Here is an 11,994-nt window from a genome sequence, read left to right on the forward strand (position 1 = left end):
CGGCGTCCTATCCTCAGTCGGCGAACGTCATATCGACCGACGTCGAGACGACGTAGACGCGGTCGGCCCCGTTCACGTAACACGAGACGCTCGGATAGCCGTCGGGCGTCGCGGCCGGGACGACCGGGTCGCAGGTCACGTCGGGACGGCTCGATAGCTCCGCGCGCCAGAGCGCCGCACGCGGGGAGCGAACGGTTAGATTCACGTCGTACTGCCCGTCGGTCCGCGCGGCCAACACGTCGCTCGCGGCCTTGTCGGCTCGGATGAGGAACGTCCCCGACCCGCCGACCGAGGTCGTCGCCTCCTCGTCGGGGCGCGTCACGAACGCCGGAATCAACACCCGCTCTTCGGTGAGCACGAACGACGGTCGCCGGACGAACGTCCCGCTGTCGCCGCGGGTCCTGAGGAGCGCGTCGAACGCGTAGACCACTCGTTCGTCGCTTGAATCGGCCGCGTAGACGACCGGCGAGACGTCGTAGGTGTTCGTGAAGTTGACCGACGGGTCCGACGTCAACTCCCCGGAGACGACGAACTCGACGGGGCGGTCGAGTGTCAGGCGGGCGTCCTGCAACTTCACCTCCGTGGCCCGACTCGGCGCGCCGCGGTCGGCGATATCCTCCATGTTGTCGCCGAGGATGTCGAGGGCGCGCTCGGCGTTGTTGACGCGCTCCACGTCGCGGGCGTCTTGGAGACCGGTCATCCCGACGGCGGACACGAGACCGACCATCGAGAGGACGATGGCGAAGACGAAGACGAACCCGAGGGTGTCGCTCACCGCGCGGTCGCTCACGAGCTCACCTCCAGCCCCGACGACGGGTCGTAGGTGATGGTCACGTCGCCGCCGTCGACCCGGCTCGCGGTCAGCGAGGTCTCGGTCGAGACGGGGACGCGAACCGTCACCTCGGGGTCGGTCGAAGTGAGCACGAGTTCGTTCGGCGACCCCGACACCACCTCGATAGAGTAGGTCGTGCCGGCGACCCTCGGGGGCAGTCGAACCGTCGCCTCGACCCGCGACTCGCCCGGCGCGGCCCCGATTCGGTCGACCGATTCGACGCCGGCCGCGAGCCGGTTTCCGACCACGTCGAGTTCCGTCTCGGTGACCCGCTCGCGCTCGTCGGAGACGAAGCCGCCGGCGGCGACCAACAGCCCCGAGATGAGAACGACCGTGATGGAGAGCGTGAGGACGTAGCCGAGCGCCGTCGAGACGCCGCGGTCGGTCGAACGGGAGCGGGAGCGGGCGCGGCTCCCGCGGCTCCCGCGCCGAACGCGGTCCCCGCGTCCGTCCGGAGCCGTCGGCGGCGTCACGCAATCTCACCCGGCGCGACCCGAAGCTCTCGGTAGACGTACGTCTCGCCGGTCTCGTAGACGTACGAGACGGTGACGGCGTACAGCGCCTGCTCTGCGACCGGCGACGACCCGCTCTCGGCGGACGCGTACTTCGCCGCGTCGAACACCGTCGCGTTCGTCTCGTTCACGTACAGTTCGTAGCTCCCCTCGGCCTGCACGGCGTTCCGGTACGAGACCGCGACCGTGCCGTCGAGGTCGGTGTGGACCGCGTCGAGCGGGTCGCAGGCGGTCCCGTTGAGTCGGCCGTCGGCAACGTCAATCGTGACGTAATCGCCCGCGTCGGCCGCCACGCTACAGGTCGCCCGCGTCCCGCCGGCGTCCTCGACGGTCACGAAGGCCCGCGTCGAATTCCGGTAGACCTCCGTCTCGACGACGTTCGTCCCGTCGTCGACGACGAGTTCGAACGCCGACCCGCTACTCGTCGCGAGCGAGTCGCGCGAGACGTTGAACCGAACGCCGCGGACGCCGACGTCGCTCGCGAGCGTCCAGTCGGTCGACTCGCTCCCGTCCGTGAAGTTCCGCGCCGCGTCGGTCTGCGAGATTCGGGTGCCCTCGACGTGGTCGACGCGCGAGGCGTTCGTCGCGGCTCCCCTGACCGCGGCGAGCGTCGCGGCCGCGTCGCTCCAGTTGCCGAACGTCTCGTCGAACGAGCCGGCGAGTTCGGCGTACGTTCCACCCTCGCGGTTGGTCTCGTCGAGGAGGACTCCCGCGCCGGCTTCGACCGTGCGGCCGTGGCTCACCGCCCCGTCGAGGCTCGTATCGGTCGTCCGCGTGGCGAGGTTCTCCGTGTAAATCGCGGTGTTGAGCGTCAGCGCGAGACCGACGAGGAGGACCGCGATTGCGAGCGCGGCGACGAGCATCAGTTGGCCGCGGTCGTCGCCGGTGAAGCGCGCGGCTCCCGTCGCCTCGTCGCTCGCGCGCTCGAAGGAGTCGGTCACATCCGCCATACGACCACCTCCACTTCGACGACGCCGTAGAGCGGCCCCGCGCTCCCGTCTTGGATGAAATACGTCTCGTCGCTCGCGGCGGCGACCGATTCGAGCGTCTTGGTCGTCTCGACCGCGCGCGGCTCGCCGCCCGGCGACGTTCCCGGCTCGGTCAGCGCGTCGTCGTCCGCGAGCGTCACGACCCGAGTCCGCGAGACGGCGTGGTCGCTCGGCTCGCCCATGAACACGAGGCGGGTCGTCCGGCGGACCTCCCGGTCGCGGAGGTAGTGCACGTAGACGTTGAACGCGATGCCGCGGTCCAAGAAGGACTCGTCGAGCATCGCCCCGAAGGCGGTCGGCGGGCCGCCGTCGACGTAGTAGCCGCGCGCGTCGATGCCGTAGAAGCTCCCGTTTTCGGGGTGCGTGAACAGCACCGTCCGCTTCAGCGCGCCGGTCTCGGCGGCCGCCGTCAGGACGCCGTCGGCGACGGCGGCCTGCTGGTTCTCGATGTGCTGGCTCGACGTACTCGCGGTCAGGGGCGTCACCGCGGTCACCTGCAGCGCGAACGTGACGCTGGCGAGGAGCACCATCGCGGCGACGATGGCTTCGAGCGCGTGGGCCTGTGCGCGAGACACGGTCACCACACCCTCACCGATAGCTCGTGGAGTTCGCCGTCGAGGAGGACGGCCCGCCGGGCGGCGACGACGCTCCGGGTTGTCGAGACCGGCTCGCCGGTCGTCTCGACGACGGTCCCACCCCGCGAGAGCGTGACGTTGAGGCCGTAGGACGCGTCGATTCCGGTCGCGGCGTTGGGGTCGGCGCTCCCGTAGTCGCAGTCGCCGGGCGGCGGGTCCCCGTCGAAGAACGCCTCGGTGCAGACCGCGTCGAGCACGTCCGGATTCTCGTCGTCGACGAGCAGGCGCTGGGTGAGCGAGTCGGCGGCGCGGTTCGCGACGAGCGGGCGGTCCTGTTCGGCCTCGAAGGGGTCGAGAATCTGCGGGATGGTGCCGACGACCCACGCGACCGCAAGGAGGAAGATGCCGACGCCGACGGCGAAGTCGATGGTCGTCTGGGCGCGGGCGCTCCGGCCGCTCGTCTCGCGTCGGTCGTCCGGCGGGCCGCGTCGCCGCATCAGCCGACCACCATCCACACCGCGAGCGAGAGCGTCTGGAGGATGACGACGAACTTGACCCCCGAGAGGAGGTCCGCGTTGCGGATGTAGCCGCTGATGAACCCCGAGAGCATCGCCTGGATGGTGACGCCGTGGAAGAACAGAAGCGACAGCAGGTCGGGGTCGATGCCGCCGCCGAAGCTCGGGCCGCCGGTCGTCGCGCCGCCGGAACTCGACGCCTGCGAGGAGAGGCCGGCCATCACGTCGAGGAACTGCGTCTTCAGGATGGCCATCACCGCCAGCAGCGTCACGTAGGTCATGAGGATGATTGCGACCTGCATCCGGGTCCGCGAGATGCGCTCGCGCTCGATGTCGTCTTGGTTCTCGGAGGCCTGCGCGGCCGTCGTCAGGACCTCGGTTATCTGGCTCGACGCCTCCTGGGCCTTCGTGATGAGCTTGACCGTCCGGGCGAGCCGCGGGATGTGGTACTTGTTGTTGAACTCGACGAGCGCCTCCTTGAGGCTCATCCCGTAGTGGACCTTCGCGTACATCACCTCGAACTCGTCGGCGAGCTTCCCCGAGGAGGTGTCCGAGACGGTCTTGATGGACTCGAGGAGCGTCTGGCCGGTGTCGTTCGCGCTCGACAGTTTTCGGAGGTTGTCGGAGAGCTTCCCGGTGATGGCCGCCCGCGAGTGGACGTTCCACTCGTGGAAGACGGCGAGCGGCACCGCGACGAGGTAGACCGGGACGTAGAACCAGATGAACGTCCCCCAGACGGGGTTGGAAACCATCCCGTCCCACGTCGTCGGGGCGGCACCTTCGACGACGGAGACGGCGAGGAGCGAGAGCGCCGCGGGCACCGTCAGCGCGAGGGTGAAAAGCGGATGCCGCTTGAAGAACAGATGCGGGCGACGCAGGAGTTCTTTCGTCTTGAACGTCCCCTCGCGGGATTTGATGCGCGAAAAGAGGCTGAACTCGCCGACGTAGCTCTCGACGAGCCCCATGTGGACGAGCCCCTCGCGCTGTTGGCCCTGCAGGCGGTCGCTCTCGTCTTCGGGGCTGAGGAAGCCGTCGCCGATTTCGTCCTGCTTGACCGTCGAGACGAGGACGAGGAAGCCGACGCCGGTCAGCGGGATGAGCCCGTAGACGGTCGCGTACAGCAGCCTCGACTGGGCCTCCCCGAGCATGCTCATGATGACGAGGATGATGATGAGAAGCAGCGGAAACAGCGAGAGCGTCATGTACATCTCGCCGAACAGTTCCATCGTCTCCAGCGTCTGTTCTTGCTGTTGTTTCGCGGTCCGGAGGTGTTTGTCCTTCTTGTCGTCGAGGAAGCCCTGCATGTTGCCGCCGGAGTTGACGATAGAGAGCATGTCCGTCAGGAACTGCGAGAGGTCGTCCGAGGGGGTCAAAATCGCCTGCTGGCGGATGGCGTTTCGGTAGTCGGTGCCGAAGTACTCCGTCTCCTGAACGATGCTCTGGAACTCCCGAGAGACCTCCCCGTAGGTGTCTTCGGCGCGCGCCATCGCCTCCAGAATCTCCAGTTGGTTCAGCCCGCCCACCGAAAGGGCGTACATGAACGAGATGGAGTCCGACAGGAGCATGTTTATCTCGCGCTTGCGGGCGGACGCGGTCGAGTACGGAATCGCGACGAGCGTCCCGAACCCGCCTGCGAAGCCGAGCGACCCGAAGAAGAGCCCCGAGAGGACGACGGCCGCGGGCATCGCGAGCGACCGGAGCGTGGCCGCCGTGGACTCGCTTCCGACCGGAATGCCGAGGCTCAGCGAGTCCGCCGAGACGAGGCCGAGCGCGAAGACGCCGTAGCCGACGACCATCCCGACGAGCCACAGCGCGAGGCCGACGAGCACGCCGACCGCGAGCGCCCGCGAGAGGTAGAGTTCGACGGTGTCGGGCATCCGCGCCTGCTGCAGTTTTTCTTCGATGTCGGCGACGAACTCGCCGTCCTCGTCGAAGATGAGCTGAAACAGCGGGTAGAAGGCGTCGCCGAGGGTGTCGGTGCTGCGGTCGAGACCGCCCGAGGTCTTCGAATCGAGGTTGCTCATCTACTCGCCCTCTCCGGAGTCGGCCCCGCGAGCGCCCGCGTCGTCGGCCTCGTCGCCCTCGTGTGGGTCGTCGGCCTCGGCGGCCTCGAACCCGCCCCACGTCTCGTCGGCCGCGTCTTGGTCGTCGGCCGCGTCGTCGGCGTCGGCCTCATCGTCGGGGGCGGCCCTGTCGGGTTCGCCTCGCCCCGCCGTGCCGTCCGAAGCCGCGGCCGAGTCCGACTCGTCGTCGATACCGAACGCGCCGAAGAAGTCGTCGAGGTCCGGGTCGTCGCCGTCGGAGTCGGGGAAGGAGGGCGCGTCGTCGAAGCCGAACGCCCCGCTGGTGTCGCCGAAGCCGGTCGGCTCGTCGCCCTCGCGGTCCGCGTCCGCCTCGTCGCGCCCCGCCTCCAGCGCCGGCGTCTCGTCCTCGCCGTCGAGCGAGGAAGGCCCGTCGTCGCCTTCGATTTCGGGGGTTTCGTCGCCGGCGTCCAGTTCGTCGCGGTCGTCTCCCTCGTCGAGTTCGGGGTCTCGGGTCGACGCGTCGAGCGAGTCGAGTTCGCCGCGCTCGCCGGGCGTCGCCTCCACGTCCGGCTCGTCGCGCATGTGGTTGAGCGCCTCCGCGACCTCGCCCACGTCGCGGTCGCGGTAGTCGGGGAACAGTTCGTCTTCGGCCCGGCGGAGGATTTCCTTCGCCAGCTTTCGGACGTGTTCCGGCGGGTCGGGTCGCGGGACCATCGCCTCGCTCTCGGGGTCGATGTTGATGTGGACCGACTCCATCTCCCGGAGGTCTTCGAGGCTCCGTTCGAGGTCGTCGGTCGCCATCAGCCCGAGGATGGTGTCCTGGTCGTTGATGAACGCCTGGAACGTCGCCGCGACCTGCGTGTAGGTGTTGAGCCCGCGGTCGATGAGGTACGCGAGGATGACCTGTCGCTTGAAAATCTCCAGTTCGAGCGTCTCCTGATTCCAGCCGCGGTCGAACTTGATCTCTTCGAGCGTGTTCGACGAACCCATCTGGAGGAACTCGTCGGTCTCGGCCTGCCACTGGTAGACGTCTTGGACGTTTATCTCGTCGTTCTCGGGGTCGTAGTGGTTGATTTCGGTGAGCGACTTGTTCCGGCGCACCTTGTTGCCGCCGACCCGCGTCGAGGTCTGGATGGACACGAGGTCGAGGGCGGTGAACATCGTCTTCGAGACGTTGATGGGCGCGGTCGTAAACCGCTTGAGCACCTCGCCGACCGAGTCGGCGTGGAACGTCGTGTAGGTGGTGTGACCCGTGGACATGACCTGAAACAGCGTCCGGCCCTCCTCGCCGCGAATCTCGCCCATGACGATGTAGTCCGGGCGCTGGCGGAGCGCGGCTTCGAGCAGGTCGAACTCGTCCACGTCGCCCTTGTCGTCGTCCGCGAACGACGGCCGGGTGACGGAGGCGATCCAATTGCGCTGGGGCAGTTCGACCTCGCGGGTGTCCTCGATGGAGACGATTTTCGTGTTCGACGGGATGAAAAGCGAGACGGCGTTGAGCGAGGTGGTCTTTCCCGACGCCGTGCCGCCCGCGAAGATGAGGCTCTTGTCGTTCTCGATGCAGAGCCAGAGGAACGCCATCTCCTCCAGCGAGAACGTCGACCAGTTGATGAGGTCGATGGGCGTGAAGGGGACGTCCTTGAACTGGCGGATGGTGTAGTTCGTCCCGTGGTCCGACACCTCGCGACCGAGGGTGAGTTGCGCGCGAGACCCGTCGGGGAGCGTCGCGTCCACCTGCGGGCGGCGCTTCGAGATGCCCTTCCCGGAGCGCTGGGCGAGTTTCACGACGAAGTCGTCGAGTTCGCCCTCGCCGTGGTAGACGTTCGAGATGATCTGCTCGTAGTCGGAGTGGTAGACGAACACCGGCGAGTTGTAGCCGTCGCAGGAGATGTCCTCGACGTTGATGTCGTGTTTGATGCCGTCGATGCGCTCGTAGCCGATGAAGTCGCGGCGGAGGTAGTACTGGAGTTTCCGGACCTGGTAGTCGTTCAGGTCGTCGGCGTCGTCGGCGAGCACCGCCGGTTCGGGTCGAGCAGCGATACCGTCGATGCCGCCGAGCGGGGCGTCGTCGTCGGCGTCGCGGGCGCGACCGCCAAAGACCGAGCCCAACCCGAGTCGGGACCCGATGCCGCCGAGTCCGCCGAATCGCCCGGCGGTCGCGGGAGTCGCCGAAGAGCCGTCCGGCGACCCACCTCCGCCACCGAGGAGGCCGCCCAGTCCGAGCCGAGACGCGAGGCCCGGAGAGGCAGCCGACGCCCCGTCAGCGTCTGAGCCGTCGTCGCTTTCGCCAGCCGCGGATGCCGTCGCCGGCGGGTCGTAGAGGTCGTACCGCGAGAGCAGTTCGTACGTCTCGGCCTCGATGACCCGCCCGCGGTTGTCGCGGCCGCCCTCGACGACGCTCTCGTCGCCGTACTTGATGGCGGTCCGAAGCTTGTTCGTGAGGAACTCCGTCAGGTCGTCTTCGATGCGGTTCAGGTGCGGTTCGACCACGTAGTACTTCTTCTCGTTTTCCTTGACGGAGTGGAAGATGATGACGAACGCGTAGGGCTTGTTCACCCAGTACCGTTCGACCTCGCGGAAGTGCGTCTTCTTCTCCATCGGGACCGCCTTTTCGAGGTCGTAGCGGTTCGCCAGCGTGGTCGTGCCGTCGACGCTGGAGAAGAACGCGTCCTCGTCGAACTCGGGGTCCACGTCGACCGTGCGCTCCTCGACGACGGCGTCGAGTTCCTCGGCGCGCTGGCCGGCCCGCGCGAGCGCGTTCTCGATGTAGTCGGGGTCGAACCCGAGCGCCTCCTCGGCGTCGAAGCGGACGATTTCGCCCTCGGAATCCCGCGGGCGGGAACCGTCGTCCTCGTAGTAGTACTCCCGCTTGTAGTGTTCCCACAGCCAGACGTCCTTGACGACGGGGGTCGTCTCGGGGTCGCAAAACGCCTCGAACTGCTCGTTGATGTCCGTCGCGTGCGCGCCGCGATTGCCGATGAACTCCGCCGCGTCGACCGGGTGACAGTCGAGGTACTCTTCGGGGTCGAGGTCGACGCGGTCCCAGTCGGTCCGGGTCGGCGTCGAGGCCGCCCGCTCGTCGTCTTCCTCCCACCGGGACGTGCCGGGCGCGTCGCGTCGCGTCCGCGGGTCGGTCCCGTAGAGGGCTTCCACGTCGCCGTCGCTTCCGTACTCCTCGAGAAAGTCTGCCCACGTGTACGACCCGACGCGCGCGTTCGACGCCTGCTCCGGAGCGGTGTCGCTCTCCACGGGCGGCGTTACATCACCCGTTAACGCCTTTCGCTCCCCTCCGTCGGCGTCGTCGGTTGCCATTGTCACCGGGTATCCGGGCCGATGGAAAAGTCTTTTTCTCAGCTAATTCACAGTTTAAGTCCTGTTTAAGTTGTCTTTTTATACTATTTTATCAGGGAAGGTCGTGGCGACGCATCCAGACGGCCGGCTAAATCGGGGCTTTATCGCGGCGTGAACCGGGGCGAATCGAGGGACGCCCGCGGGATAGTTGTTTTCTGATATGTCGTGCAACACGGGAGACGGACCGTCGCCGTTGCGGGCTGGGATTCCGCCGTGGAGACGAAAGAGCGGTGAGTCAGAGGCGTTTGCGACGGGATTGGAACCGAGGGTTTGCGATTCTACCGCGGCCGTGCAGCGAGAAGCGTCGCGACGAGCGAAGCGGGCGTGACGGGAGTCCCGCGAGCAGAGCGAGTGGGACTCAGGAACGGCCGCTGAGCGAACGAAGTGGCGAACGGGAGTTGTTTTCTGATATGTCGTGCAACACGGGAGACGGACCGTCGCCGTTGCGGGCTGGGATTCCGCCGTGGAGACGAAAGAGCGGTGAGTCAGAGGCGTTTGCGACGGGATTGGAACCGAGGGTTTGCGATTCTACCGCGGCCGTGCAGCGAGAAGCGTCGCGACGAGCGAAGCGGGCGTGACGGGAGTCCCGCGAGCAGAGCGAGTGGGACTCAGGAACGGCCGCTGAGCGAACGAAGTGGCGAACGGGTGTGACGGGATTGAGCGAATCCAGCGGATTCGCGATGTCCGTCGCGGCCGCTGAGCGAACGAAGTGAGCGAAGCGGGCGTGACGGGATTCGAACCCCGGTCGCTCACTGACGTTCGCTCCCCGATTCGAATCCCGCACGTTGCGTTATCGGATTCGCTCCGCTCGTCACGATAACGGGCGTGACGGGATTCGAACCCGCGATCGAGAGGTTAGGAACCTCTCGCCCTGTCCACTAGGCCACACGCCCTACGGCGCAATCTCTCAGGACTGGTCAAAAATCGCGTGGTTCGCCCTGCGCGGGCAGAAGAGAGAGAGTGAGCTGGCGGGCGTGACGGGATTCGAACCCCGGTCGCTCACTGACGTTCGCTCCCCGATTCGAATCCCGCACGTTGCGTTATCGGATTCGCTCCGCTCGTCACGATAACGGGCGTGACGGGATTCGAACCCGCGATCGAGAGGTTAGGAACCTCTCGCCCTGTCCACTAGGCCACACGCCCTACGGCGCAATCTCTCAGGACTGGTCAAAAATCGCGTGGTTCGCCCTGCGCGGGCAGAAGAGAGAGAGTGAGCTGCGGTTAGTTCGACGATTTGGTCGAAGCGGATTCGGTTTCGACCGAGTCGGCCGAACTCTCGGTGGCGTCGTCTTCGTCTTCGTCGTCGCCTTTCATATCCTGCAGTTCGTCCTCGATTTCCTCGCGGCCGCGCTGGAATTCGCCGATGGCCTGCCCGGAGGACCGAGCGAGCTTCGGAATCTTGTTCGCGCCGAACAGCAGGACGACGATGAGCAGAACGACGAGCAGCTCGGGCCCGCCCGGGAGTCCCGGGAACAGTGGGGTGATGGTCTCGAACATCGCTATTTCTGCGTTACCTAGTGGCAATTATAGGCTTTTTGCCTTCTGCGGGTTCTGGAAAGACGGAATATCGGCGTACCGGAACTCCCGCATCGCCCGAATCGACGCGTTTCGGCGCGTAACTCCTACGAAAAGCTTGTGGCCGGGGTGCCGGACGCGCTCGGGCGTTCCGCTGCGCCGACTGGGTCGGTCCGTCACCACCGGTCCCCTGAATTTCCGACGACGGTGAAATAATGTGTGCGGAGTCGAATGCCACCCGTATGGTATCAGTCGGCGACGCAGCCCCGGACTTCACCGCACCGCTTACCGACATCGACGGCGACATCGAGTCGTTCACGCTCTCCGAGAACCTCGACGACGCGCCCATCGTCCTCGCGTTCTTCCCCGCGGCCTTCACCGGCACGTGCACCACCGAGATGTGCACCTTCCGCGACCAGATGGCCAACTTCGAGGACGTCGGCGCGACGGTGTACGGCATCAGCATCGACACGCCGTTCACGCTGACGGAGTTCGCCGAGCAGAACGGCCTCAACTTCGGACTCATCAGCGACACGAACCGCGAACTCGTCGACGCCTACGACGTGGCGATGGACTTCGCGAGCCTCGGCGTCAACCGCGTGGCGAAGCGCGCGGTGTTCGTCGTCGACGGAGACGGCGAGGTCACCTATGCGTGGGTCAGCGACGACCCCGGCGTCGAACCCGACTACGACGCGGTCGAGGCCGCCGCCGCGAAGCTCGAAGAACCGACCGAGGCCGCGTAGGCGCACCCCGCCACGCGACGCGTTAGCGCACCTGATTCGGAGCCCAAGTTCTTTTCTCTCCGTGCGACCACCTGCGGTTCATGAGCGATACCGAAGACACCCTGAACGGCGGCCGCGTCTACGACCCCGAGGCGGACCACGCCTTCCCCGACGAGAAGCTCAACGAGGTGCTCCCCGCGCTCCTCGACGACGAGGAAGTGACGACGCTCCTCGAAGCGCAGAACGTGAACGCGGTGACGCGCAAGGGCTACAACGACCACGGCCCGAAGCACATCGAAATCGTTCTGAACCGCGCGCTTCGGCTGTACGACCTGCTCAAGGCCGGCGGCTGCGAGTTCAACGGCGCGGCCGAGCAGGGACTCGACGAGGCCGACGAAGCGGTCATCATCGCCCTCGCGGCGCAACTGCACGACATCGGTCACATCGTCCACCGCGACAACCACGCGTACTACTCCATTCCGCTCGCGTCGGACGTGCTCGACCGCTTCCTCCCCGAGTTCTACGGCCTCGCCGACGCGGTCCGAATCAAGGCGGAAGTCCTCCACGCCATCCTCTGTCACCACCGCGAGGAGGACCCGCTCACGCTCGAAGCCGGCGTCATCCGCGTCGCCGACGCGCTCGACATGGAGCGCGGCCGGTCGCGCATCCCCTACGAGAAGGGCGGCCGCGGCATCAACACGCTCTCCAGCCGCGCCATCAACAACGTCGTCCTGAAGCCCGGCGAGGACTCCCCCGTCCTCGTCGAAATCGAGATGGTGAACGCCGCGGGCGTCTATCAGGTCGACAACCTCCTGAAGGCGAAACTCGACGGCTCCGGTCTCGAAGAACACGTCCGCATCGTCGCGGTCAACACGAAGTCCGACGACAGGCTCGTCGAGCGCATCGAACTCTAGGCGGCGCGTCGGGAGTCGGAAAAATCGGGTCGCGGTCGACCGCCG

General features: G+C 66.7%; 10 protein-coding genes and 2 tRNA genes. 2 read left to right on the forward strand and 10 right to left on the reverse strand.

The features are described 5' to 3' along the window. Positions 1 to 13 precede the first annotated feature (13 nt). The 10 genes from ABY42_RS05630 to ABY42_RS05675 form a co-directional block, all read right to left on the reverse strand. Positions 14 to 790, reverse strand: coding sequence for a DUF7289 family protein (locus tag ABY42_RS05630; protein WP_004977430.1), 777 nt, complete (start codon positions 788 to 790; stop codon positions 14 to 16). After that, positions 787 to 1,305 (reverse strand): DUF7266 family protein, encoded by a 519-nt coding sequence (locus ABY42_RS05635; protein WP_050458914.1) that lies wholly within the window; start codon positions 1,303 to 1,305, stop codon positions 787 to 789. Before ABY42_RS05635 ends, ABY42_RS05630 begins: the two co-directional genes overlap by 4 nt. Beyond that, positions 1,302 to 2,294, reverse strand: coding sequence for a DUF7261 family protein (locus ABY42_RS05640; protein WP_004977428.1), 993 nt, complete (start codon positions 2,292 to 2,294; stop codon positions 1,302 to 1,304). The genes ABY42_RS05635 and ABY42_RS05640 overlap by 4 nt, the downstream gene beginning before the upstream one ends. Continuing rightward, entirely contained in the window at positions 2,282 to 2,917 is a 636-nt protein-coding gene (locus ABY42_RS05645; protein ID WP_050458915.1) for a DUF7288 family protein, read from the reverse strand. The genes ABY42_RS05640 and ABY42_RS05645 overlap by 13 nt, the downstream gene beginning before the upstream one ends. Further along, entirely contained in the window at positions 2,911 to 3,405 is a 495-nt protein-coding gene (locus ABY42_RS05650; RefSeq protein WP_004977426.1) for a DUF7287 family protein, read from the reverse strand. Before ABY42_RS05650 ends, ABY42_RS05645 begins: the two co-directional genes overlap by 7 nt. Beyond that, positions 3,405 to 5,447: a type II secretion system F family protein gene (locus ABY42_RS05655; protein ID WP_004977425.1), complete on the reverse strand. Its 2,043-nt coding sequence runs from the start codon at positions 5,445 to 5,447 to the stop codon at positions 3,405 to 3,407. The genes ABY42_RS05650 and ABY42_RS05655 overlap by 1 nt, the downstream gene beginning before the upstream one ends. Then, complete coding sequence (locus tag ABY42_RS05660) at positions 5,448 to 8,759, reverse strand: type II/IV secretion system ATPase subunit (RefSeq protein WP_050458916.1); 3,312 nt, start codon at positions 8,757 to 8,759, stop codon at positions 5,448 to 5,450. 859 nt (positions 8,760 to 9,618) lie between these two features. Then, positions 9,619 to 9,691 (reverse strand) — tRNA-Arg (locus ABY42_RS05665). Positions 9,692 to 9,868: 177 nt separating this feature from the next. Further along, positions 9,869 to 9,941 (reverse strand) — tRNA-Arg (locus tag ABY42_RS05670). A gap of 78 nt (positions 9,942 to 10,019) precedes the next feature. Then, entirely contained in the window at positions 10,020 to 10,295 is a 276-nt protein-coding gene (locus tag ABY42_RS05675) for a Sec-independent protein translocase subunit TatA/TatB (protein ID WP_004977421.1), read from the reverse strand. Between the two features lie 260 nt (positions 10,296 to 10,555). On the opposite strand from ABY42_RS05675, the gene ABY42_RS05680 reads away from it, so the two are divergent. Next, complete coding sequence (locus ABY42_RS05680) at positions 10,556 to 11,056, forward strand: redoxin domain-containing protein (RefSeq protein ID WP_004977420.1); 501 nt, start codon at positions 10,556 to 10,558, stop codon at positions 11,054 to 11,056. Between the two features lie 80 nt (positions 11,057 to 11,136). After that, positions 11,137 to 11,949: an HD domain-containing protein gene (locus ABY42_RS05685; protein WP_050458917.1), complete on the forward strand. Its 813-nt coding sequence runs from the start codon at positions 11,137 to 11,139 to the stop codon at positions 11,947 to 11,949. The last annotated feature ends 45 nt before the right edge of the window (positions 11,950 to 11,994 follow it).

This window comes from Haloferax gibbonsii (assembly GCF_001190965.1).
In the GTDB taxonomy this organism is placed as follows: Archaea; Halobacteriota; Halobacteria; order Halobacteriales; family Haloferacaceae; genus Haloferax; species Haloferax gibbonsii.

What these genes read in the sequence shown, in the direction of transcription:
- ABY42_RS05655 (WP_004977425.1), bottom strand. Translation starts at nt 5,447, where the DNA reads ATGAGCAACCTCGATTCGAAGACCTCGGGCGGTCTCGACCGCAGCACC.
- ABY42_RS05640 (WP_004977428.1), bottom strand. Translation starts at nt 2,294, where the DNA reads ATGGCGGATGTGACCGACTCCTTCGAGCGCGCGAGCGACGAGGCGACG.
- ABY42_RS05650 (WP_004977426.1), bottom strand. Translation starts at nt 3,405, where the DNA reads ATGCGGCGACGCGGCCCGCCGGACGACCGACGCGAGACGAGCGGCCGG.
- ABY42_RS05685 (WP_050458917.1), top strand. Translation starts at nt 11,137, where the DNA reads ATGAGCGATACCGAAGACACCCTGAACGGCGGCCGCGTCTACGACCCC.
- ABY42_RS05680 (WP_004977420.1), top strand. Translation starts at nt 10,556, where the DNA reads ATGGTATCAGTCGGCGACGCAGCCCCGGACTTCACCGCACCGCTTACC.
- ABY42_RS05675 (WP_004977421.1), bottom strand. Translation starts at nt 10,295, where the DNA reads ATGTTCGAGACCATCACCCCACTGTTCCCGGGACTCCCGGGCGGGCCC.
- ABY42_RS05660 (WP_050458916.1), bottom strand. Translation starts at nt 8,759, where the DNA reads ATGGCAACCGACGACGCCGACGGAGGGGAGCGAAAGGCGTTAACGGGT.